This window comes from Curtobacterium sp. MCBD17_034 (assembly GCF_003234515.1).
In the GTDB taxonomy this organism is placed as follows: Bacteria; Actinomycetota; Actinomycetes; order Actinomycetales; family Microbacteriaceae; genus Curtobacterium.
The window spans coordinates 79194-102719 of the sequence record NZ_QKTN01000004.1; the positions used below are offsets into that span (position 1 = coordinate 79194).

19 protein-coding genes and 1 pseudogene are annotated in these 23526 nt (G+C 72.4%); all 20 read left to right on the forward strand.

Translation table 11 applies throughout. From position 1 onward, the window contains the following. Window positions 1-18 precede the first annotated feature (18 nt). The 20 genes and pseudogenes from rpoZ to pyk all read left to right on the forward strand — a co-directional run bounded on the left by rpoZ (window position 19) and on the right by pyk (window position 23508). Window positions 19-282, forward strand: a complete 264-nt coding sequence (rpoZ, locus tag DEI92_RS09055) for a DNA-directed RNA polymerase subunit omega (protein WP_111009151.1) — start codon at window positions 19-21, stop codon at window positions 280-282. Between the two features lie 3 nt (window positions 283-285). After that, entirely contained in the window at window positions 286-1494 is a 1209-nt protein-coding gene (gene metK, locus DEI92_RS09060; RefSeq protein WP_111009150.1) for a methionine adenosyltransferase, read from the forward strand. A gap of 123 nt (window positions 1495-1617) precedes the next feature. After that, complete coding sequence (locus DEI92_RS09065) at window positions 1618-3624, forward strand: primosomal protein N' (protein ID WP_111013258.1); 2007 nt, start codon at window positions 1618-1620, stop codon at window positions 3622-3624. A 30-nt stretch (window positions 3625-3654) separates the two neighbouring features. Then, window positions 3655-4605, forward strand: coding sequence for a methionyl-tRNA formyltransferase (locus DEI92_RS09070; RefSeq protein ID WP_111013259.1), 951 nt, complete (start codon window positions 3655-3657; stop codon window positions 4603-4605). Further along, window positions 4602-6026: an RsmB/NOP family class I SAM-dependent RNA methyltransferase gene (locus DEI92_RS09075; RefSeq protein ID WP_258370147.1), complete on the forward strand. Its 1425-nt coding sequence runs from the start codon at window positions 4602-4604 to the stop codon at window positions 6024-6026. Before DEI92_RS09070 ends, DEI92_RS09075 begins: the two co-directional genes overlap by 4 nt. 60 nt (window positions 6027-6086) lie before the next feature. Continuing rightward, window positions 6087-6743, forward strand: a complete 657-nt coding sequence (rpe, locus tag DEI92_RS09080; protein ID WP_111013261.1) for a ribulose-phosphate 3-epimerase — start codon at window positions 6087-6089, stop codon at window positions 6741-6743. A 5-nt stretch (window positions 6744-6748) separates the two neighbouring features. After that, on the forward strand, window positions 6749-7012 hold the full coding sequence (locus DEI92_RS09085; RefSeq protein ID WP_111013262.1) for a phosphoribosyl-ATP diphosphatase: 264 nt from the start codon (window positions 6749-6751) through the stop codon (window positions 7010-7012). 67 nt (window positions 7013-7079) lie between these two features. Then, window positions 7080-7919 carry an ATP phosphoribosyltransferase gene (gene hisG, locus DEI92_RS09090; protein ID WP_111013263.1) on the forward strand — a complete coding sequence of 280 codons (840 nt, stop codon included), beginning with the start codon at window positions 7080-7082 and terminating at the stop codon, window positions 7917-7919. 14 nt (window positions 7920-7933) lie between these two features. Then, entirely contained in the window at window positions 7934-8695 is a 762-nt protein-coding gene (gene hisF / locus DEI92_RS09095) for an imidazole glycerol phosphate synthase subunit HisF (protein WP_111009143.1), read from the forward strand. Between the two features lie 8 nt (window positions 8696-8703). Continuing rightward, window positions 8704-9087: pseudogene (hisI, locus tag DEI92_RS09100) on the forward strand (phosphoribosyl-AMP cyclohydrolase); the annotation flags it as partial. Between the two features lie 163 nt (window positions 9088-9250). Then, entirely contained in the window at window positions 9251-10735 is a 1485-nt protein-coding gene (locus DEI92_RS09105; RefSeq protein ID WP_111013389.1) for an anthranilate synthase component I, read from the forward strand. Continuing rightward, a complete protein-coding gene (locus DEI92_RS09110) occupies window positions 10732-11442 on the forward strand; it encodes a Trp biosynthesis-associated membrane protein (RefSeq protein ID WP_111013264.1) in 711 nt (236 codons plus the stop codon). Before DEI92_RS09105 ends, DEI92_RS09110 begins: the two co-directional genes overlap by 4 nt. Next, the gene (locus tag DEI92_RS09115) at window positions 11429-11665 is read left to right on the forward strand and encodes a DUF6704 family protein (RefSeq protein ID WP_111009141.1); all 237 of its coding nucleotides are present in this window, start codon (window positions 11429-11431) and stop codon (window positions 11663-11665) included. The genes DEI92_RS09110 and DEI92_RS09115 overlap by 14 nt, the downstream gene beginning before the upstream one ends. Window positions 11666-11693: 28 nt before the next feature. After that, window positions 11694-12467, forward strand: a complete 774-nt coding sequence (gene trpC, locus DEI92_RS09120) for an indole-3-glycerol phosphate synthase TrpC (protein ID WP_111009354.1) — start codon at window positions 11694-11696, stop codon at window positions 12465-12467. Window positions 12468-12513: 46 nt separating this feature from the next. Next, window positions 12514-13728 (forward strand): tryptophan synthase subunit beta, encoded by a 1215-nt coding sequence (gene trpB / locus DEI92_RS09125; RefSeq protein WP_111009140.1) that lies wholly within the window; start codon window positions 12514-12516, stop codon window positions 13726-13728. Then, window positions 13725-14555 carry a tryptophan synthase subunit alpha gene (trpA, locus tag DEI92_RS09130; RefSeq protein WP_111009139.1) on the forward strand — a complete coding sequence of 277 codons (831 nt, stop codon included), beginning with the start codon at window positions 13725-13727 and terminating at the stop codon, window positions 14553-14555. Before trpB ends, trpA begins: the two co-directional genes overlap by 4 nt. A 31-nt stretch (window positions 14556-14586) precedes the next feature. After that, window positions 14587-15579, forward strand: coding sequence for a prolipoprotein diacylglyceryl transferase (gene lgt, locus DEI92_RS09135; RefSeq protein ID WP_111013265.1), 993 nt, complete (start codon window positions 14587-14589; stop codon window positions 15577-15579). A gap of 268 nt (window positions 15580-15847) precedes the next feature. Next, window positions 15848-20422, forward strand: a complete 4575-nt coding sequence (gltB, locus tag DEI92_RS09140) for a glutamate synthase large subunit (RefSeq protein ID WP_111013266.1) — start codon at window positions 15848-15850, stop codon at window positions 20420-20422. Window positions 20423-20502: 80 nt separating this feature from the next. Further along, the gene (locus tag DEI92_RS09145) at window positions 20503-21960 is read left to right on the forward strand and encodes a glutamate synthase subunit beta (protein WP_111009136.1); all 1458 of its coding nucleotides are present in this window, start codon (window positions 20503-20505) and stop codon (window positions 21958-21960) included. Window positions 21961-22062: 102 nt separating this feature from the next. Continuing rightward, window positions 22063-23508 (forward strand): pyruvate kinase, encoded by a 1446-nt coding sequence (gene pyk, locus DEI92_RS09150; RefSeq protein ID WP_111009135.1) that lies wholly within the window; start codon window positions 22063-22065, stop codon window positions 23506-23508. Window positions 23509-23526 lie beyond the last annotated feature (18 nt).

Genomic DNA, 23526 nt, shown 5'->3' on the forward strand with positions numbered 1-23526 from the left:
ACCTACCGAGGAGCTCCCATGGCCGACCGTTCCCAGGGCATCATCGATCCGCCCATCGACGACCTGCTCGCCAAGGTCGAGTCGAAGTACGCGCTCGTCATCTTCGCGTCGAAGCGTGCGCGGCAGATCAACGACTACTACGCCGACCTGCACGAGGGCAGCCTGTTCGACAACGTCGGCCCGCTCGTCGACTCGACCATCGACGACAAGCCGCTGTCGGTCGCGCTCCACGAGATCAACGAGAACAAGCTGACTGCCACGCCGCAGACGCCCGACGCCTGATCCGTGACGTCCGCACTCCGCCTCTTCACCTCCGAGTCGGTCACCGAGGGGCACCCGGACAAGATCTGTGACCAGATCTCGGACCGCATCCTCGACGCGCTCCTGACCGTCGACCCCCACGCCCGAGTCGCGGTGGAGACCCTCGTGACGACCGGTCTCGTGCACGTCGCGGGCGAGGTCACGACTGCCGGCTACGTCGACATCCCCACGATCGTGCGCGACGTCATCACCGGCATCGGGTACGACTCGTCCGAGGTCAGCTTCGACGGCCACACCTGTGGGGTCGAGGTCTCGATCGGCTCGCAGTCGCCCGACATCGCGCAGGGCGTCGACGACGCGCTCGAGGCCCGGACGGGCGCGACGGATCCGCTCGATCGCCAGGGTGCCGGTGACCAGGGGATCATGTTCGGCTACGCGACGAACGAGACGCCCGAGTACATGCCGGTCGCCATCTGGATCGCACACCGGCTCGCCGAGCGCCTCGCAGCGGTCCGCAAGTCGGGCGAGCTGCCGTACCTCCGACCCGACGGCAAGACGCAGGTCACGATCGGGTACGACGGCGTGACCCCGCGGACCGTCGAGACCGTCGTGCTGTCGACCCAGCACGCGCCGACCGTGTCGCTCGAGCAACTCACCGTCGACATCACGGCCCGGGTGATCCGCCCCGTGCTCGACACGGTCGCGCTGGACTCGAGCGCCGTGGACGTGATCGTGAACCCGACCGGCCGCTTCGAGATCGGCGGTCCCCAGGGCGACGCGGGGCTGACGGGCCGCAAGGTCATCGTGGACACCTACGGCGGCGCCTCGCGGCACGGTGGTGGTGCCTTCAGCGGCAAGGACCCGTCGAAGGTGGACCGTTCGGCCGCGTACGCCCTGCGGTGGGTCGCGAAGAACGCGGTGGCCGCCGGTCTCGCCGACCGGCTCGAGGTCCAGGTCGCCTACGCGATCGGCCGCGCCGCCCCGGTCGGGCTGTACGTCGAGTCCTTCGGGACCGGCCACGTGGACGACGCCGTGATCGTCGACGCCATCCGGGCGGTCTTCGACCTGCGGCCCGCGGCGATCATCCGCGACCTCGACCTGCTCCGCCCCACGTACGCCGCGACGGCGACCTACGGACACTTCGGTCGGGAGCTCCCCGGGTTCACCTGGGAGGCCCTCGACCGTGTCGAGGCGCTGCGGGTCGCCGCCGGGCTCGTGACGGCCGGGGTCTGACGGTCCGTCGTGCCGGAGGACGCGCCAGCGCCCGCTGAAGCGGCGCGGTCCCCGCGCGCGGCCGCGCGGCCGCCCCTGCCCGGCGCCCCAACGGTGCCGACGGTCGAGGCCGCGGCGTCGCCCGTGCCCGCGGGCACGGCGTCGCCCGCGTCCGCGACCCCGCGGATCGCACGCGTCGTCCTCGACTCACCGCTCCCGCAGCTCGACCGGTTGTTCGACTACCGCATCCCGGACGCGATGCGCGAGGCGTGCCTCCCGGGTGTCCGGGTGCGCGTCCCGCTCCGCACGGGTGCCCGGATCGCGGACGCCTTCGTCGTCGAGGTCGCCACCGAGGGCTCGTTCCCCGGCGACCTCAGTCCGCTCGAGGAGGTCGTGTCGCCCGTCCCCGTCCTGGCGCCGGAGGTCTGGCGGCTGGCGCGCGCCGTCGCGGACCGCGCGGCGGGGGTGGCGAGCGACGTCCTCCGGTTGGCGGTGCCACCGCGTCAGGTCCGCGCCGAGAAGGCGTTCCTCGCACGGGACACCACGACGGTGCCGCCGGTCGTCACCGCGCCGGTGGTGACGGCGTACCCGGAGGGCCGCGTGGAGGCCCTGCTCGAGGACGGCGGTCGCGCCGCGATGACCGCGATCGCGCATCCGGTGCGGCTGCCGGACGACTCCTGGGTGGACGGGTGGGCGCGCACCTTCGCCGAGGCGGCGGCCCGGGTGCTCGCGTCGGAGCGGACCGCGATCCTCGTGGTGCCGGACTTCCGGGATCTCGCCGAGGTCGAGCGCGCCGTCGCCGCCTTCGTCCCCGCGGAGCGTGTGGTGCGGTTCGACGCGCGGCAGACGAACGGGCAGCGCGCCCGCGCACTCCTGACGGCCCGGTCGGGTCCGGTCGTCGTGGTCGGCAACCGCGCGGCGGTGTACGCACCGGCCGAGCGCCTCGGGTTGCTCGCCGTCTGGGACGACGGCGACCCCTCGTTCGTCGAGCAACGCGCTCCCTACGTGCACACCCGTGACGCCGTGCTGCTCCGGACCGCGCAGTCGGGGGCGGCCCTGCTGCTCGCAGCGCACGCGCGGAGCACCGACGTCCAACGTCTGGTCGAACTCGGGTGGCTCGACGACGTCCGGCCCGTCCGCGCGGTCGTCCCGCGCGTGGTGCCGACCGCGCAGCAGACGTCCGCGGAGGGCTGGGCCGCGCACGCCCGGATCCCGTCCGCGGCCTGGCGTGCGGCACGCGAGGCCAGCCGTACCGGTCCCGTGCTCGTGCAGGTGGCGAGTCCGGGGTTCGCGACGGGGCTCGTGTGTGCCGACTGCGGCGACCGGGCCCGCTGTCCGCGGTGCGGGGGACCCCTCGGCCGGGCGACGTCGTCCGGCGTGCCGCAGTGTCGCTGGTGCGGGGCCCTGGCGGTCGGGTACCGGTGTCCCACCTGCCAGGGGTCCACGCTCCGTCCGGTCGGCCACGGCGCGCAGCGCACCGCGGACGAGCTGGGACGGGCGTTCCCCGGGACGCGGATCGTCGTCGCCGACGGCGCCCGTCCGGTGGACGAGGTCGACGACCGACCCGCCGTCGTGGTCGCGACCCGCGGTGCCGAACCGTCGACGCCCGGCGGGTACGCGTGCGTCCTCCTGCTCGACGGCGAGCGCATGCTCGCCCGCGAGGGCCTGCGCGTCGCCGAGGACGTCCTCCGGGTCTGGGCGAACGCGGCGGCCCGGACGGCGCGCGGCGGCACGACGTTCCTCGTCGGCGTCGGCGGACGGCTGGCGACGGCGATGGCCACGTGGCGGCTCGAGGTCCCGGCGCACGACGAGCTCGCCGACCGCCGGGTCCTGCACTTCCCGCCCGCCGTCCGCGTGGCGACGCTGACCGGGACGGACGAGGCGGTGGCCGCCGCGGTCGAGGCGCTCGGCGACGCCCTCGTCGGGCCCGTGCTCGGTCCGGTGGCCGTCGACGACCCCGTACCCGGGACGGTCCGGACGATCGTGCGGTTCCCGTACGCGCACGGCACCGAGGTCGCGGCGACGCTCAAGGCCGAGGTGATCCGGCGGTCGTCGACCCGTCGGGTGCTGCCCGGGGGCAACCGTCGCCGCGCCGCACCTACACTCAGGGTGCGGCTCGACGACGTCGAACCGTTCTCCGAGGGCCCCTGAGCCCCCTCCACCGACCACCACCCGGAGTCCATGCGTCTCGTCGTCGCGGGCAGCCCCGCAGCCGCCGTCCCCACCCTCCGTCGCCTCGCCGCGACGGACCACGAGATCGTCGCCGTCCTGACCCGGCCCCCGACGCCGCAGGGCCGCAAGCGCGTGCTCACCCCGACCCCGGTCGCGGTCGCCGCCGAGGAACTCGGGCTCCCCGTGATCACGGCGTCCCGCGTGGACGCCGACGTCACGGAGCGACTCCGCCTGCTCGGACCGGACCTCGGCGTCATCGTCGCGTACGGTGCGTTGCTCCGTCGTGCCGCGCTCGACGTCCCGCGACACGGCTGGCTCAACCTGCACTTCTCGTCGCTCCCGGCCTTCCGGGGCGCTGCGCCCGTCCAGCGCGCCGTCATGGCGGGCGAGCGGTCGACCGCGGCGACCGTGTTCCGCCTCGTCGAGGAGCTCGACGCCGGACCGGTGTACGCCTCCGAGCCGTTCCCGATCGGGCCCGACGCGACGGCCGGCGAGGTCCTCACCGCCATGGCCGAGACGGGCGCCGAGCTCGTCGCGCGCGTCGTCGACGACGTCGCGGCGGGCCGTGCGGTCGGCGTCGCGCAGGTGGGCGAACCCACCACGGCTCCGAAGACGACCTCCGCCGACGGCCACGTCGCCTTCGACCGTCCGGCTGCGGTCGTGCACGCCCACGTGCGCGGGGTGACGCCGGAACCGGGCGCGTACGCCTACCTCGGTGCCACGCGGGTCAAGCTGCTCCGGACCGCCCGCACGACACCGACGACACGGCCGGCAGGCCTGGTGACGACGACCGAGGAGCTCGCACCCGGTGCGCTCGGGCTGGTCGGCGGCGCGCTCCGTGTGGGCACCGCGACCGAGCCGCTCGAGCTCCTCGAGGTGCAGCCGGCCGGGGGGCGTCCGATGCCCGGCGCGTCGTGGGCCCGCGGTCTCGGGGACCTCACGTCGGCGGTGCTCGCGTGACACCCACGACGCCCGAGGGCAGCGGATGGGGGAACCGCGGTGCGGGGACGAGCGCCCGACGCGTGGCGCTCGACGTGCTCCGTGCGGTCCAGGCGGACGACGCGTACGCGAACCTGTTGCTCCCGGTCCGCATCCGACGCGCCGGGCTCTCCGCCCGGGACGCCGGCTTCGCGACGGAGCTGACGTACGGCACCATCCGGATGATCGGCACGTACGACGCGATCATCGAGGCGGCGTCCGGGCGCCAGGTCGCGAACATCGAGGCCGACGTGCTCGACGTCCTCCGCCTCGGCGTCCACCAGCTCGTCGGGATGCGCGTGCCGTCCCACGCGGCCGTGTCGCAGACGGTCGACCTCACCCGGGCGATCGGAGCGCGTCGGGCGAGCGGGTTCGTCAACGCCGTGCTCCGGAAAGTCGGTGGGCGCGACGCGGACGGCTGGGACGCCGAGATCACCCGCGGCCTGACGGGCGACGACCTGCTCGCGAGGCGCTGGTCACACCCGCGCTGGGTCGTCGGTGCCCTCCGCGACGCCCTCGCCGCCGAGCGCGCCCGCGACGAGCTCGTCGCCCTGCTCGCGGCCGACAACGTGCCGGCCGGTGTGACCCTGGCGGCGCTGCCCGGGCTCGTCGAACCCGGCGACGTGTTGCCGGATGCCGAGGCGGAGCCTCCCGTCTCGCCGGCCGGGGTCCGCGGAGTCGCCGGGGACCCGTCGCGGGTCCCCGCGGTCGCCGACGGCCGAGCGCGGGTGCAGGACGAGGGGTCGCAGCTCGCTGCGCTCGCGTTGACCCGCTCGTCGGCCATCGCTCCGGGGGAGCGTTGGCTCGACCTCTGCGCCGGCCCGGGCGGCAAGGCCGCGCTGCTCGCCGCGGAGGCCCGGGTCGCCGGCGCCACGCTCGTCGCCAACGAGCTCGTCCCGGCGCGTGCGGGACTCGTCCGATCGGCGCTCGAACGCTTCACCGACACCGTGACGGTCACCGAGGGCGACGGCCGCCGGTTCGGACGCCCTGGGGAGGCCGGACCCACTGCCCCCGGCGGCTACGACCGCGTCCTGCTCGACGCGCCGTGCACGGGCCTCGGCGCCCTCCGTCGTCGACCGGAGGCGCGATGGCGGAAGGACCCGGAGGACGTCTCGGAGCTCGCGGTGGTGCAGGCGGAACTGCTGGACGCCGCCGTCGCGTCGCTCGCACCGGGCGGCACGCTCGCGTACGTGACGTGCTCGCCACACCTCGCCGAGACCCGTGGGCAGGTGGACGCGCTCCTCGCCCGGCACGGCGACGTCCTCGAGCAGCTCGACACGGCCTCCGTGGTGCGGAGCATCGCCGCTCGGGACCCGCAGGTCGCCGACGGCGCCACCGTCCAGCTCTGGCCGCACCGCATCGGCACGGACGCGATGTTCATCGCCCTCCTGCGTCGGCGCTGACGGGGCGGGAGCGGCTCCGCCCCGTCGTCGCGCTCCGGGCGCTCCCGGTACGCTCGTCGCGTGACGATCCGCATCGCGCCCAGCATCCTGTCCGCCGACTTCGCCAACCTCGAGCGGGAGCTCGGGCGGATCGCGACGGCGGACATGGTGCACGTGGACGTCATGGACAACCACTTCGTGCCGAACCTGACGATCGGTCTGCCCGTCGTGACGCGGCTGCAGCAGGTCTCGCCCGTCCCGCTCGACGTGCACCTCATGGTCTCCGACGCCGACACCAACGCACCGAAGTACGCCGAGACGGGGGCGGCCAGCGTGACGTTCCACATCGAGGCCGCGACGGATCCCGTGGCCACCGCGGCGGCGATCCGGAGCAACGGCGCTCGCGCGGCCGTGGCGGTCAAGCCCGGGACGGACATCGCGCCCGTGCTCGACCACCTCGACGCGTACGACATGGTGTTGCTCATGACCGTCGAGCCGGGATTCGGCGGTCAGGCGTTCATGCCGCAGGTCATGCCGAAGCTCGCCGTCGCCCGCGCGGCGGTCGCGGCGTCCGGTCTCGACGTGTGGCTCGAGGTCGACGGCGGCATCGCGCTGGACACGGTCGATGAGGCCGTGTCGAACGGCGCCGACACCCTCGTCGCCGGCTCGGCCGTCTACGGCGGGGACCCGGCTGAGCGGATCGCGGGCCTGCGGGCGGCTGCGAGCCGGGTAGCCTGATCGCCGTGAAGACGTTCGATGACCTGTTCGCCGAGCTGTCCGAGAAGGCACGGACGCGTCCCGCGGGGTCGGGGACGGTCGCCGAGCTCGACGCCGGCGTCCACCAGATCGGCAAGAAGATCGTCGAGGAGGCCGCCGAGGTGTGGATGGCCGCCGAGTACGAGGGCGACGTGCGGACCGCCGAGGAGATCTCCCAGCTCCTGTACCACCTGCAGGTCCTGCTCGTCGCGAAGGGCCTGACCCCCGAGGACGTCTACGAGCATCTGTGAGCCGCGCCGGTGACCCACCGGCGGCCTCCCCGATCACCCGAGCCGCTCCTCCAGAAAGCGAGACCCGATGCTCCGCGTCGCCGTGCCCAACAAGGGATCCCTGTCCGAGACCGCGACCGACATGCTGCGCGAGGCGGGCTACGCCGGCCGGCGTGACCCGAAGGCGCTCCACCTCGTCGACGAGCGCAACGGGGTCGAGTTCTTCTTCCTCCGCCCACGTGACATCGCGACCTACGTCGGCTCCGGCGCGCTCGACGTCGGGATCACGGGACGTGATCTGCTGCTCGATAGCGGTTCGACGGCCTCGGAGATCGAGGAGCTCGACTTCGCGGATTCCACGTTCCGGTTCGCCGGGCCGCCCGGACGCTTCACGGAGTTGACGGACCTCGAGGGCGTGCGTCTGGCGACGAGCTACCCGGGGCTCGTCGGCGACTTCCTCGCTCGGCACGGGGTGACCGCGGTCCTCGTGAAGCTGGACGGCGCGGTCGAGAGCGCCGTGCGGCTCGGTGTCGCCGACGCGGTGGCCGACGTCGTCTCGACGGGGAGCACGCTGCGCGCCGCGGGACTCGAGATCTTCGGGCCGGTGATCCTCGAGTCGACCGCCGTGCTCGTGACGACGGACGAGTCGATCGAGGGCATCTCCGTGCTGCGACGACGGCTCCACGGTGTGCTGGTGGCCCGGAGCTACGTGATGCTCGACTACGACATCCCGTCCGTGCTCCTGCCCCAGGCCACGGCGATCGCGACCGGGATCGAGTCACCGACCGTGTCGCCCCTGCACGACCCCACGTGGTCGGCCGTGCGCGTCATGATCCCGCGGGTCGACACGAACCTCATCATGGACGCCCTCTACGAACTCGGCGCGCGCGCGATCCTCGTCAGCGCGATCCACGCCGCGCGACTGTGACCGGGAGCACGGGCATGTCGGTCGCGGTCCGGGTGATCCCGTGCCTCGACGTCTCGGCGGGCCGGGTCGTCAAGGGCGTCAACTTCCTCGACCTGCAGGACGCCGGCGATCCGGTCGAGCTGGCGGCGCGGTACTACGAGCAGGGCGCGGACGAGCTCACGTTCCTCGACGTGTCGGCGACCGTCGAGGGCCGCGCGACCATGTACGAGACCGTCACCCGGACGGCCGAGCAGGTGTTCATCCCGCTCACCGTGGGTGGTGGCGTCCGCAGCGTCGACGACGTCGCCCGTCTCCAGCAGTGCGGCGCGGACAAGATCGGCGTCAACAGCGCGGCGATCGCCCGACCGGCACTCGTCGGCGAGATCGCGGACCGCTTCGGAGCGCAGGCCGTCGTGCTGTCGCTCGACGTCAAGCGCGCCGATCGCATGCCCTCGGGGTTCGTCGTGACCACGCACGGCGGTCGGCGCGAGACCGACATCGACGCCCTCGCCTGGGCGCGGGAGGCCGTGGAGCGTGGCGCGGGCGAGCTGCTCGTCAACTCGATCGACGCCGACGGCACGAAGGCGGGCTTCGACCTCGAGCTCGTCGCCGCCATGCGCGCCGTCGCCTCGGTGCCGGTGATCGCGTCGGGAGGCGCGGGTGCGCTCGAGCACTTCGCGCCCGCGATCGACGCCGGGGCCGACGCGGTCCTCGCGGCCAGCGTGTTCCACCGAGCCGAGATGACCATCGGCGACGTCAAGGACGCCCTGCGCGCGGCCGGACACGCCGTACGCTGATGGACGACATGGCCGACAGCACCAGCACCGCAGTACCGTCCCCCTCGTCCACCGAGGCGGTCCTCGACCGCGCCCGCTTCGGGGCCGACGGCCTCCTGCCCGCCGTCATCCAGGAAGCCGCCACCAAGGACGTCCTCATGCTCGGGTACATGGACCGGGAGGCCCTCCGCCGGACCCTGACGGAGGGTCGCGTCACCTTCTGGTCGCGGTCCCGGCAGGAGTACTGGCGCAAGGGCGACACCTCGGGGCACGCGCAGTTCGTCCGAGCGGCGGCGTTCGACTGCGACGCCGACACGATCCTCGTCACCGTCGACCAGATCGGCGCCGCGTGCCACACCGGTGCGCACCGGTGCTTCGACGTCGACCCGCTCGCACCGGTCGTGGGCAGCGCCGAGGGCACGGCCGGCACCGCCGTGGCCCGCACCGCCGCAGCCGGTGGCGACGCGGCCGACGTCGACGCGAGGGAGGCGACCGGTGCCTGAGGCGACCATCCCGGGCACCGAGGCGGCACCCGTCGATCACCCGCACACGACCGCGCGCGCGGAGTTCGACGCCATGCTCGACGGCCACCGCGTCGTCCCGGTCGTACGAGCGCTCTTCGCGGACAGCGAGACGCCCGTGGGCGTCTACCGGAAACTGGCAGCGGGGCGTCCGGGGAGCTTCCTGCTCGAGTCCGCGGGCCAGGGCGGACTCTGGTCGCGCTGGTCGTTCGTCGGGGTCCGCAGCTTCGGCGTCCTGACGCAGGACGGTACCGAGGCGCGGTGGATCGACACGGGCATCGACGCGGAGCGCGCGGTCGGATCGCTCGAGGGCGCGCCGCTCGACGTGCTTGCACGACTGCACGAGCGGTGGGCGACCCCGCGGCTCGCGGGCATGCCGCCGCTCGTCGGGGGCACCGTCGGGTTCATCGGATGGGAGGCCGTCCGTCAGCTCGAGCACCTCCCGGATGCGCCACCGGCCGAGTTCACGGTGCCGGGCCAAGCGATGGCGTTCGTCTCCGAGCTCGCGGCGATCGACCACCGGACCGGACTCGTGCTCCTCGTGGCGAGCGCCCTCAACGACGGCGCGGACGGCCCCGACGCCATGTGGGCGGACGCACAGGCGCGCCTCGACCGTCTCCAGCGCGACCTCGTACAGCCGTCGGCGGCCACGGTCGCCGAGGCCTTCGACGTGGCGGCGCCGTCCCCGTCCGCTCGCTCGACCCCCGAGGAGTACGCGGCGGCGATCGAGCGTTCGAAGCGCTTCATCCGGGACGGCGACGTGTTCCAGGTCGTCATCTCGCAGCGGTTCGACCAGCCCGTCACGGCCGACCCGCTCGACGTCTACCGCGTGCTCCGGACGCTCAACCCGAGCCCGTACATGTACTTCCTCAGTCTCGCGGACACGAGCGACGAGCCGTACTGGATCGTCGGTGCCTCGCCGGAGGCCCTGGTGCGGGTCGAGGACGGTCGCGCCATGACCCACCCCATCGCCGGCTCCCGGCCTCGCGGTCGCACCACCGAGGAGGACGTGCGTCTCGCCGACGAACTGCTCCTCGACCCGAAGGAACGGGCCGAGCACCTCATGCTCGTCGACCTCGCGCGGAACGACCTCCAGAAGGTGTGCCTGCCCGGCACCGTCGCCGTCACCGAGTTCATGCAGGTCGAGCGGTTCAGCCACATCATGCACCTCGTGTCGAGTGTCGAGGGGACGATCCGCCCCGGGGCGAGCGCGATCGACGTGTTCCGCGCGACGTTCCCGGCAGGCACGTTGTCGGGTGCGCCGAAGCCGCGTGCGCTCGCGATCATCGACGAGCTCGAACCCGCCCAGCGGGGCGTGTACGGCGGCGTCGTCGGCTACTTCGACTTCGCGGGCTCGGCGGACGTGGCGATCGCCATCCGTACGGCGCTGATCCAGGGCGGGGTCGCCCGCGTGCAGGCGGGTGCAGGGCTCGTCGCCGACTCCGACCCGGCCACGGAGCACGTGGAGGCCCAGAACAAGGCCGCGGCGCCGCTGCGCGCCGTCGCGACCGCCAACGCCATGCGGGCGGTCCGGTCGTGAGGCGCTCACGCCCGCTCGTCGTCCTCGCCGGTCTCGCGGTCGCGGGCATCGTGCTCCTGTCCTGGACGCAGACCTGGTTCACGGCGCACCTCGACGCCACGAGCGCGACGGCGAGCACGGTGACGGCGGACGGCTCCGTCGTGCCCTACTCAGCCCTCGCGATCGCCATGTTGGCCCTGTCGATCGCCCTGACCATCGCGGGGCGCGTGCTCCGCGTCGTGCTCGCGGTCGTCGAGGTGCTGCTCGGGATCGCGGTCGTCGTGACGGGCATCGGCCGTCTGACCGATCCCGTGGTCGCCGCGCAGTCCGCGATCAGCGGTGTCACCGGCGTGCAGGACGTCCCCGCGATCCGCTCGATCGTACGGAGCATCGACGTCACCCCGTGGCCGTACGTCGGCATCGCGGGTGGCGTGCTCGCCGTGGCGCTCGGCCTGCTCGTGCTCGTCGTCCAGCGGTCCTGGCCCGGCCCGAGTCGCCGGTACGGGGGCACTGGACGGGTGCCGGCGGCCGACGCGCCGCGGGATGCCATCGTCGACTGGGACGACCTCAGCGCGGGCGTCGACCCCACGGCTGCCGGGACCTCCACCGCCGGGGTCGACGGGGTGGCCGCCGCTGACGGGACGGCGGAGGACCGCACGGTAGGATCGGGGGTGCGTCGCACCGAGGACGACGCACCGGACCACGAGGAGCACCGTGAGCAACACTGAGCCCGCAGAACTCGGCGAGGGACACTCGCCCGCCGCCTGGACGGCCGTGATCATCATGCTGGTCGCCTTCGCCATCGGCGTCATCTGCTTCTGGTTCAGCATCGCGTGGGCGGTCTGGGCGTCCGCCGGACTCCTCGTCGTCGGGCTCATCCTCGGCGGCGTGCTCGCGAAGCTCGGGTACGGCGTCAACGGCCCGAAGTACGTCACGCGCACCCACGAGTGACCCGATGACGGCCGAGCCGACCACGGATCTGCTCGCGGGGCTCGTCGCGGGAGCGCTGGAGGACGCCGCGGCGCGACGGCTCGACCGTCCCGCGGCGGACGTCGAGCGCGACCTCGACCGCGTGTCCTCGCCGCGCGACGCGCTCGCGTTCCTCGCTCCCGGTGACCGCGTGCACGTCATCGCGGAGGTCAAGCGGGCCAGCCCCTCGCGCGGGCCGCTCGCCGAGATCGCCGATCCAGCCGAGCTCGCGAGCCGGTACGAGGCCGGCGGCGCCAGCGCGATCAGCGTCCTGACCGAGGGGCGCAGGTTCCGGGGGAGCCTCGCCGACCTCGAGGCCGTCCGGGCCCGGGTGGCCGTCCCGGTGCTGCGCAAGGACTTCATCGCCGATCCCTACCAGGTGCTCGAGGCGCGGGCGTCGGGCGCCGACATCGTGTTGCTCATCGTCGCCGCGCTGGACCAGCCCCGGCTCGTCGAACTCCACACGCTCGTCGAGCAGCTCGGGATGCGGGCACTGGTCGAGGCCCACTCAGCGGACGAGGTCAGCCGCGGGCTCGACGCCGGGGCGCGCATCCTCGGTGTCAACGCCCGCGACCTGACCGACTTCTCGCTCGACCGCGACCTCTTCGGGCGCCTCGTCGGTGCGGTGCCGGACGGCGTGGTCCGCGTGGCCGAGTCGGCCGTGTCGTCGCCCGCCGACGTCGCCCACTACCGCGCCGCGGGCGCCGATGCCGTGCTCGTCGGCGAGGCCCTCGTGACCGGTGACGACCCGGCGGCGACGCTCGCTGCGTTCCGCGTCGTCTAGAACCCATCCGCCGGGCCCGCCCGGACCCTCCTCACCGGAGCACCACGTGACCCACCTCCGCGACCTCCATGGTCCGTACTTCGGCGACTTCGGTGGACGGTTCGTCCCCGAGTCGCTCGTGTTGGCGCTCGACGAACTCGAGCAGGCCTTCCGCGCCGCCTGGGCGGATCCGGCGTTCCACGCCGAACTCGACGCCCTGCAGCGCGACTACACCGGCCGCCCGTCGATCATCACCGAGGTCCCGCGGTTCGCCGAACACGCCGGTGGTGCCCGGGTGGTCCTCAAGCGCGAGGACCTCAACCACACCGGGTCGCACAAGATCAACAACGTGCTCGGGCAGGCGCTCGTGGCCAAGCGGCTCGGCAAGACCCGGCTGATCGCCGAGACCGGGGCGGGCCAGCACGGCGTCGCCACCGCCACCGCCGCGGCGCTGTTCGGCATGGAGTGCGTGGTCTACATGGGTGCCGTCGACACGGAGCGCCAGGCGCTCAACGTCGCGCGCATGCGGTTGCTCGGGGCCCAGGTCGTCGCCGTCGAGACCGGTTCGCGCACGCTCAAGGACGCCATCAACGAGGCCCTGCGGGACTGGGTGGCGAACGTCGACACCACGCATTACCTGCTCGGCACGGTCGCCGGCCCGCACCCGTTCCCCGAGATGGTCCGTGAGTTCCACAAGGTGATCGGCGAGGAGGCCCGTGCCCAGGTCCTCGAGCTCACCGGGCGCCTGCCCGACGCGGTCGCGGCGTGCGTCGGTGGCGGGTCGAACGCGATGGGCATCTTCGAGGCGTTCCTCGACGACGAGTCCGTGGCGCTGTACGGCTTCGAGGCGGGTGGCGAGGGCGTGCAGAGCGGACGGCACGCGGCGAGCATCACCCTCGGCCGGTCGGGCGTCCTCCACGGGGCGAAGTCCTACCTCATGCAGGACGACGACGGGCAGACGATCGAGAGCCACTCGGTGTCCGCCGGCCTCGACTACCCGAGCGTCGGCCCGGAGCACGCTCACCTCGCTGCGATCGGGCGCGCCACCTACGAGCCGATCACCGACGTCGAGGCCATGGACGCCTTCCGGCTGCTGACGCGCACGGAGGGGATCATCCCGGCGATCGAGTCGGCCCACGCGCTCGCGGGCGCGGTGAAGCTGGGGGCGCGGCTCGGCCCCGACGCCATCGTCCTGGTGTCGCTGTCCGGGCGCGGGGACAAGGACGTCGCGACCGCCAGCCGCTGGTTCGGGCTCATCGACGAGGGAGCGGAGCAGCTGTGAGCACCACGACGTCGCGGTCCGTGCGCGCCGCCATCGACACCGCGAACGCCGAGCGTGCCGGGGCGGTCGTCGGCTACCTCCCCGCGGGGTTCCCGGACCTGCCCACGAGTGTGGCAGCTGCGGTGGCCCTCGCCGAGAACGGGGTCGACGCGATCGAGCTCGGCCTGCCGTACTCCGACCCGGTCATGGACGGCCCGGTCATCCAGCGCGCGACCGAGACGAGTCTCGCGAACGGCTTCCGCGTGGCGCACGTCTTCGATGCCGTGCACGCGATCACCGAGCGGGCCGACGTCCCGGTCCTCGTCATGACGTACTGGAACCCGGTGCTGCGCTACGGCGTCGACCGGTTCGCGGACGACCTCGCCGCCGCGGGCGGGTCCGGGCTCATCACGCCCGACCTCATCCCGGACGAAGCAGGCGAGTGGATCGCCGCGTCCGAGCGCACCGGCGCCGACCGCGTGTTCCTCGCCGCGCCGTCCTCGTCCGACGACCGCATGCGCCAGGCCGTCGAGGCGAGCCGGGGCTTCGTGTACGCCGTGTCCACCATGGGCGTGACGGGTGCTCGTTCGGGCGTCGACGCCGCTGCGCGCTCGGTCGTGTCGCGCCTGCGCTCCGCGGGGGTCGAGCGCACCTGCGTCGGTCTCGGGATCTCGACCGCGGAGCAGGTGTCGGAGATCCTCGCCTACGCGGACGGCGCGATCATCGGTTCGGCGTTCGTCCGGGCACTGCAGGACGAGGGCGTCCGCGGCGTCGGCCGCCGCGCTGCCGACCTGACCCGTGGCGCTACAGTGATCTCCGACGACGGCCCGGCCTCGCCGGTCGTCTGACGGAACAGCGACGAAAGGCGTACGCCCCTCCATGCTTCCCCTGAGCATCCCGAGCCCGAGCACGGCCTGGCAGTACTTCGACCTGACGAACTGGCTGGACCGGGTCTTCGGGTGGTCCTTCCCACTCGACTTCCGGATCCACGCCTACGCCATCTGCATCCTGCTCGGGATCGTCGCCTGCGTCGTCATCACCGACCGTCGGCTGGTGCGTCGCGGCGTCGAGAAGTGGGTCATCGTCGACATCGCGATCGGCGCGGTCCCGCTCGGCATCATCGGCGGGCGCGCCTACCACGTGTTCACCCACGTCGGGGACTACTTCGGGCCGGGCATCGCATGGTGGGAACCGTTCGCCATCTGGGAGGGCGGGCTCGCCATCTTCGGCGCCCTGATCGCCGGCGCCCTCGGTGCCTGGTGGGCCTGCCGGTACGTCGGGCTCCGGTTCACCACCTTCGTCGACGCCGTCGCGCCCGGGCTGCTCGTCGCTCAGGCGTTCGGCCGGCTCGGCAACTACTTCAACCACGAGCTCTTCGGCATGCCGACGAACCTGCCCTGGGGGCTCCAGATCGAGCAGTCGAACCCCGCGTACCCAGTCGGTCTGCCGGCCGGGACGCTGTTCCACCCGACGTTCCTCTACGAGATCATCTGGAACCTCGTCGGGTTCGCGGTCATCATGCTCATCGACCGGCGCTTCCACCTGCAGTGGGGCCGCGTGCTCGCGCTCTACCTGATCTGGTACGGCGCGGGGCGGTCCGTGCTCGAGTCGATCCGGGTCGACACGAGCGAGACCTTCTTCGGAGTCCGCACGAACGTCTGGGCCGCACTCGCGGCGATCGTGCTCGGCATCGTCATCTTCGTCGTGCAGACCCGGCGACACCCGGGTACCGAGCCCAGCGGGTACCTGGCCGGTCGCGGTCCGCGCGCGGCCAGCAGTGTAGGATCTGACGACACCTACTCGGAGTCCGACGACGAACCGCTCGTCGTCACCGATCCGGAACCGGTCGCCACCGCCGCCGACCGCAGCTAGGGCACACCCGAGCTGAACTCCGACCGACCGCGGCAGAGCCGCGGTCCGACGACAGCACGTCCACAGCAACTCGTGATGTCGTCCGGGTCCCGCGCGGGACCCGACCGTCGTAGGGTCACCACAAGTGGCCCAGCACCTCGCACGCCGCCCGGAGCACCGTCACGGGCGGCTGTGCCCGGGCACACGCCTCGCCGCTCGGCGACGTACCACCGGGTCCAGTCGGCCGCTCGACGTCCCAGTTCCCCATCTCCTCGTGAGGACGGTTCCCATGGCGCTCCTGCCACCCCACCAGCGTTTCAGCGCGGTCCCGGCCGCCGTCGGCGCGTACGACCCGGCGAACGAGAAGGACGCCTGCGGTCTGGCCATGGTCGCCACGCTCCGCGGAACGCCCGGTCACGACATCGTCGACGCGGCGCTCGGTGCCCTCCGTCACCTCGAACACCGCGGTGCCATCGGCAGCGACGCCGGCACGGGTGACGGCGCGGGGATCCTCTGCCAGGTCCCGGACGCCTTCCTCCGCGAGGTCGTGCCGTTCGCGCTGCCCGACGCGGGCGGGTACGCGGTGGGTACGGCGTACCTCCCGACCAACCTGGACGCGCGCGCCGCCGTCAAGGCGGCGATCGAGGCCGTCGCGGCGGACGAGGGGCTCCGGGTCCTCGGTTGGCGTGAGGTGCCCGTGCGCCCGGACGAGCTCGGCACGCTCGCGCGAGCTGCCATGCCGGCGTTCGAGCAGTGCTTCGTCGCGAGCGAGCGCCACGACGAGGACGGCACGCCGCGGTCGGGCATCGCGCTCGACCGACAGACCTTCCGCCTCCGCAAGCGGATCGAGCGCGACCAGGACGTGTACTTCATGTCGCTGTCGAGTCGGACCATCGTCTACAAGGGCATGGTCACGACCCTCCAGCTCGAGCCGTTCTACCCCGACCTGAGCGACGAACGGTTCGCCTCGAAGCTCGCGATCGTGCACTCGCGCTACTCGACGAACACCTTCCCGTCCTGGCCACTGGCGCAGCCGTTCCGGATGATCGCGCACAACGGCGAGATCAACACGGTGCGCGGCAACCGCAACTGGATGCGCGCACGGCAGTCGCAGCTCGAGAACGAGCTCCTCGGCGACATGGCGCCGTTGCTGCCGATCGTCAGTCCGGCCGCGAGCGACTCGGCGTCGTTCGACGAGGTCGTCGAACTCCTCAGCCTGTCGGGCCGATCGCTGCCGCACGCCGTGTCGATGATGGTGCCCGAGGCGTGGGAGAACCGCGCGGACATGGACCCCGACCTCCGGGCGTTCTACGAGTACCACTCCATGCTCATGGAGCCGTGGGACGGCCCCGCCGCCATCACGTTCACCGACGGCTCGCTGGTCGGTGCGACGCTGGACCGCAACGGCCTCCGGCCGGGTCGCTTCCTCGTGACCGACGAGGGCCTCGTCGTGCTCGCGAGCGAGACGGGTGTCATCGACGTCCCGGCCGAGCAGGTCGTCCGGAAGGGGCGCCTGCGGCCGGGCCGGATGTTCCTCGTCGACACCGAGGCCGGGCGCATCATCGAGGACGACGAGGTCAAGCGTGAGCTGGCCGCCTCCGGGCCGTGGGCCGCGTGGCTGGCCGCGGGCCGGATCAACCTCGAGGACCTGCCGGACCGCGAGCACGTCGTGCACACCCCGGCGTCCGTGACCCGACGGCAGCGTGCCTTCGGGTACACGGAGGAGGAAGTCCGGATCCTGCTGCGTCCGATGGCGCAGACGGGAGCCGAACCCCTCGGCGCCATGGGGTCGGACACGCCCATCGCGGTGCTGTCGGAGCGACCCCGGTTGCTGTTCGACTACTTCACCCAGCAGTTCGCGCAGGTGACGAACCCGCCGCTCGACTCGATCCGCGAGTCCGTCGTGACGAGCATGGGACTCGGGCTGGGCCCGGAGCGCAACCTCCTCGACGCGACGCCGGAGCACGCGAAGCAGATCGTCCTGGACTTCCCGGTGATCGACAACGACCAGCTCGCCAAGATCGAGCACTTCGAGACCGAGTCCGGCCGGCAGCTCACCGTCACGGTCAAGGGGCTCTACCGCGTCGACGCGGGCGAGCAGGCGATGCAGACGCGCATCCGCGGGGTGCTCGACGAGGTCGACGCCGCGATCGAGGCCGGCAAGCAGTTCATCGTGCTCTCCGACCGTGACGGCACCGTGGACCTCGCGCCCGTTCCGAGCCTGCTCATGCTCGCGGCCGTGCACCACCACCTCATCCGGACCGAGCAGCGGATGAAGGTCGGTCTGATCGTCGAGGCCGGCGATGTCCGCGAAGTCCACCACGTCGCGACCCTCATCGGGTACGGCGCGTCCGCGATCAACCCGTACCTCGCGATGGAGACCTGCGAGAACCTCGTCCGGTCGGGGATGCTCCCCGGCATGACGCCAGAACAGGCCGTCAAGAACGTCATCAAGGCGCTCGGCAAGGGCGTGCTCAAGATCATGTCGAAGATGGGCATCTCGACGGTGTCGAGCTACGCTGCGGCGCAGGCGTTCGAGGCCGTCGGACTGAGCCAGGAGTTCGTCGACGAGTACTTCACCGGCACGTCGTCGATCCTGGGCGGGGTCGGCATCGAGGTCATCGCCCGTGAGAACGCCGAACGGCACGCGAGCGCCTACCCGCAGGACGGTGCGGTCAGCGCACACGAGCGCCTGGCCACCGGTGGTGAGTACCAGTGGCGCCGCGAGGGACCGCCGCACCTGTTCAACCCCGAGACGGTGTTCCGGCTGCAGCACGCCACCCGCGCCCGCCGGTACGACATCTTCCGCGAGTACTCGTCCGCGGTCGACGACCAGGCCGAGCAGCTCATGACCCTGCGCGGACTCTTCTCGTTCCACAAGGGACTCCGCCCGCCGGTGCCCCTCGACGAGGTCGAGCCCATCGAGTCGATCGTCAAGCGGTTCAACACGGGTGCGATGAGCTACGGCTCCATCTCCCGGGAGGCCCACGAGACACTCGCGATCGCCATGAACCGGCTCGGCGGACGCTCGAACACGGGTGAGGGCGGGGAGGACGTCGAACGACTGCTCGACCCCGAGCGCCGGAGCGCGATCAAGCAGGTCGCCTCGGGGCGCTTCGGCGTGACGAGCATGTACCTGACGCACGCGACGGACATCCAGCTCAAGATGGCGCAGGGTGCGAAGCCGGGCGAGGGTGGCCAGCTCCCGCCGGCCAAGGTCTACCCCTGGGTCGCGCGCACCCGCCACGCCACCGCCGGTGTCGGCCTCATCTCCCCGCCGCCGCACCACGACATCTACTCGATCGAGGACCTCAAGCAGCTCATCTTCGACGTCAAGCGAGCGAACCCGTCCGCGCGCGTGCACGTCAAGCTCGTGAGCCAGTCGGGCATCGGTGCGGTCGCGGCGGGGGTCACGAAGGCACTCGCCGACGTCGTGCTCGTCTCGGGCCATGACGGCGGCACCGGCGCGAGCCCGCTCAACTCGCTCAAGCACGCGGGGACGCCGTGGGAGATCGGTCTGGCCGAGACCCAGCAGACGCTCATGCTCAACAAGATGCGCGACCGCGTCGTGGTCCAGGTCGACGGTCAGATGAAGACCGGGCGTGACGTCGTGGTGGCCGCACTGCTTGGGGGCGAGGAGTACGGGTTCGCGACGGCACCGCTCGTCGTCGAGGGCTGCATCCTCATGCGGGTGTGCCACCTGGACACGTGCCCGGTCGGCGTCGCGACGCAGAACCCGGAGCTCCGCAAGCGCTTCACGGGCAAGCCGGAGTTCGTCGTGAACTTCTTCGAGTTCCTGGCACAGGAGGTCCGCGAGTACCTCGCCGAGCTCGGGTTCCGCAGCCTCGAGGAGGCGATCGGGCACACCGAGGTCCTCGACGTCGACCGCGCCGTCGAGCACTGGAAGGCCTCCGGGCTCGACCTCGCCCCGGTCCTGCGCGGGCCGGAGTTCGCCGACGACGAGCCGCGCCGGAACCTGCGCGAGCAGGACCACGAGCTGGACGCCCACTTCGACAACGGGCTCATCCGCGCCGCGACCGACGTCCTCGAGCACGGCGGCCACGTCGCGCTCGACCTGCCGGTCCGGAACACCGAGCGCGCGGTCGGGACCATGCTCGGGCACGAGGTGACGGTGCGACACGGTGAGAACGGCCTCCCGGCCGGCGCGATCGAGGTGACGCTCCGCGGATCCGCTGGGCAGTCGCTCGGCGCGTTCCTGCCCTCGGGCGTCCGCATCCGGCTCTTCGGCGACAGCAACGACTACGTCGGCAAGGGGCTCTCCGGCGGCGAGATCGTCGTCCGCCCCACCGAGGGTGCCGGGTTCGCGGCCGAGGAGAACGTCATCGCCGGCAACGTCATCGGATACGGCGCCACGCAGGGGTCGATGTTCATCCGCGGGATCGTCGGCGAGCGGTTCCTCGTCCGGAACTCGGGCGCCACGGCCGTGGTCGAGGGCGTGGGCGACCACGCGCTCGAGTACATGACCGGCGGTCTCGCACTGATCCTCGGCGCGACCGGCCGCAACCTCGGCGCCGGCATGTCGGGCGGCACGGCGTACGTCCGCGGGCTCCGACCGGAGGACGTCAACCAGGACGCCCTCGCGTCCGGCGAGCTCGTCCTGTCGTCGCTCGACAGCGCGGACGCCGAGATCGTCACCGATCTGCTCGAGCGTCACGTGGCCGAGACCGATTCCGGGCTGGCCCGGTCGATCCTGGCCGAGGACCCGGACCTCACCGCGTTCGTCAAGGTGCTCCCGCGCGACTACGCTGCCGTCCTCAAGACCCGCCAGACCGCGGTCGACGAGGGGCTCGACCCCGACGGCGACGTCGTCTGGAACCGCATCCTGGAGGTCACCGGTGGTTGAGCGCACCCGGATCCGATCCGTCCCACCCACGGGGTCAGTCCGACCCCGATCGACCCGCACGTCACCGGAGGTGATGACCCGTGGCTGACCCGAAGGGCTTCCTCAAGGTCCAGGAACGCGAACTGCCGCCCCGTCGGCCCGTGCCGGTGCGGCTCATGGACTGGAAAGAGGTCTACGAGCAGCAGGAACCGGGTGCGCTCCGGCGCCAGGCCGGCCGCTGCATGGACTGCGGCGTGCCGTTCTGCCACCAGGGCTGCCCCCTCGGGAACCTCATCCCCGAGTGGAACGACCTCATGTGGCGCGGCGAGGGCCGACAGGCGATCGAGCGCCTGCACGCGACGAACAACTTCCCGGAGTTCACCGGGCGGCTGTGCCCGGCACCGTGCGAGGCCGCGTGCGTGCTCGGCATCAACCAGCCACCGGTGACGATCAAGCAGGTCGAGGTCTCGATCATCGACCAGGCGTTCCAGAACGGCTGGGTGACGCCGCACCCGCCCGAGCGACTCACGGGCAAGACGGTCGCGGTCGTCGGGTCGGGTCCCGCGGGACTCGCCGCCGCGCAGCAGCTCACCCGCGCCGGGCACACCGTCGCGGTGTACGAGCGCGACGACCGGATCGGCGGCCTCCTGCGCTACGGCATCCCCGACTTCAAGATGGAGAAGCGGCAGATCGACCTCCGTCTGCAGCAGATGCAGGCCGAGGGCACCCGGTTCCGCGCGGGCGTGGAGATCGGCGTGGACATCAGCTGGTCCGACCTGAAGAGCCGGTACGACGCCGTCGTGGTCGCCACGGGCGCGACGGTCCCGCGCGACCTGCCGATCCCGGGCCGGGACCTGTCCGGCGTCCACTTCGCCATGGAGTACCTCGTGCAGCAGAACCGCACCGGTGCCGGCACGGTGGTCGACAACCAGATCACGGCGGAGGGCAAGCACGTCGTCGTGATCGGTGGCGGTGACACGGGCGCGGACTGCATCGGCACCGCGCACCGGCAGGGCGCCATCAGTGTGACGAACCTGGCGATCGGCAAGCAGCCGCCGCTCGAGCGTCCGTCGGACCAGCCCTGGCCGATGTTCCCGACGGTGTTCGAGGTCTCGAGCGCGCACGAAGAGGGCGGCGAGCGTCGGTACCTCGCCTCGACCGTCGAGTTCCTGGCGAACGAGGCCGGCGAGGTGCGGGCCCTCCGGGTCGCGGAGACCGAGTACCTCGACGGCCGCCGTGTGCCGAAGTCGGGGACCGAGCGTGAGATCCCCGCGGACCTCGTGCTCATCGCGATGGGCTTCACCGGACCGGAACGCGACACGCTCGAGCCGCAGCTGGGCCTCCCGTTCGCGCCGTCCGGCGCCCTCGAGCGGGGCGCCGACTACACGACCAACGAGCCCGGGGTGTTCGTCGCCGGTGACGCCGGTCGCGGGCAGTCCCTCATCGTCTGGGCGATCGCGGAGGGCCGCGCGGCGGCCGCCGAGGTGGACCGCTACCTCGAGGGATCCACTCGCCTCCCGGCCCCGGTCCGTGCGACCGACCGCGCGATCAGCGTCTGACGGAGCGGCACCGGCCGCTAGGCTGCCGGTGGCCGGTCGTCCGGCCGGGACCGCCCGTGCGGGCGCCACCGCAGCACGACATCCACCACACGAAGGACACCATTGAGACGCGCAAAGATCGTTTCGACGCTCGGACCGGCGACCTCGGACTACGAGACCGTCAAGGACATCATCCAGGCGGGCGTCGACGTGGCCCGGCTGAACCTCAGCCACGGTGACTACAGCGTGCACGAGGCGAACTACGAGAACGTCCGACGTGCGGCGGACGACCTCGGCAAGCCCGTCGCGGTCCTCGTCGACCTGCAGGGCCCGAAGATCCGCCTCGCGCGGTTCGCGGACGGCCCCCACGAGCTCGCGGCCGGCGACGTCTTCACGATCACCACCGAGGACGTCCCCGGCTCGAAGGACGTGTGCGGGACGACGTTCAAGGGGCTCCCACAGGACGTCAAGCCCGGCGACCCGCTCCTCATCGACGACGGCCGTGTCCGCCTCCGGGTGCTCGACTCGGACGGCGTCCGCGTGCGCACCGAGGTCGTCGTGCCCGGGACGGTGTCGAACAACAAGGGCATCAACCTCCCCGGCGTCGCCGTGAACGTCCCCGCGTTGAGCGAGAAGGACGAGGCCGACCTCCGCTGGGCGATCCGGCAGGGCGCCGACCTCATCGCGCTCTCGTTCGTCCGCAACGCCGCCGACGTCGAGCGCGCCCACGAGATCATGGACGAGGAGGGCAAGCGGCTCCCGGTCATCGCGAAGGTCGAGAAGCCGCAGGCCGTGGACGCGCTCGAGGAGATCATCGACGCCTTCGACGCGATCATGGTCGCGCGCGGGGACCTCGGTGTCGAGCTGCCGCTCGAGGCCGTGCCGATCGTGCAGAAGCGCGCCGTCGAGCTGTCCCGCCGCATGGCGAAGCCCGTCATCGTCGCCACGCAGATGCTCGAGTCGATGATCTCGAGCCCCATCCCGACGCGCGCCGAGACCTCGGACGTCGCGAACGCGGTCCTCGACGGCGCGGACGCGGTCATGCTCTCGGGCGAGACGAGCGTCGGCGAGTACCCGGTGGAGACGGTCCGCACCATGGCCCGCATCGTCGAGTCGACCGAGGACCACGGCCTCGAGCGGATCGCGCCGCTCGGCACGAAGCCCCGCACCCTCGGCGGTGCGATCACCCTCGCCGCCGTCGAGATCGCGGAGTTCACCGAGGCGTCGTACCTCTGCGTCTTCACGGAGTCCGGCGACTCGGCTCGCCGCATGTCCCGGCTCCGCCACGGTCTGCCGATCATCGCCTTCACCCCGAACGAGGCGACGCGACGCCGCATGGCGCTGACGTGGGGCGTCCGCTCGTTCCTGGTCGAGCGCATGACGCACACCGACGAGCTCTTCCCGCAGGTCGACGACCTCCTCATCGGGCACGGCCTCGCCAAGCCCGGCGACCGCGTCGTCGTCACGGCCGGTTCGCCTCCCGGGCTGCCGGGGTCGACGAACGACCTCCGCGTGCACCGCGTCGGCGACGCCCACGCGGAGGCTGCTCCGGCCTACGTCCGCAACTGACCGCCGGATCCGAACAGG

What these genes read in the sequence shown, in the direction of transcription:
- DEI92_RS09070 (WP_111013259.1), top strand. Translation starts at nt 3,655, where the DNA reads ATGCGTCTCGTCGTCGCGGGCAGCCCCGCAGCCGCCGTCCCCACCCTC.
- hisG (WP_111013263.1), top strand. Translation starts at nt 7,080, where the DNA reads ATGCTCCGCGTCGCCGTGCCCAACAAGGGATCCCTGTCCGAGACCGCG.
- lgt (WP_111013265.1), top strand. Translation starts at nt 14,587, where the DNA reads ATGCTTCCCCTGAGCATCCCGAGCCCGAGCACGGCCTGGCAGTACTTC.
- hisF (WP_111009143.1), top strand. Translation starts at nt 7,934, where the DNA reads ATGTCGGTCGCGGTCCGGGTGATCCCGTGCCTCGACGTCTCGGCGGGC.
- rpoZ (WP_111009151.1), top strand. Translation starts at nt 19, where the DNA reads ATGGCCGACCGTTCCCAGGGCATCATCGATCCGCCCATCGACGACCTG.
- DEI92_RS09105 (WP_111013389.1), top strand. Translation starts at nt 9,251, where the DNA reads ATGCTCGACGGCCACCGCGTCGTCCCGGTCGTACGAGCGCTCTTCGCG.
- gltB (WP_111013266.1), top strand. Translation starts at nt 15,848, where the DNA reads ATGGCGCTCCTGCCACCCCACCAGCGTTTCAGCGCGGTCCCGGCCGCC.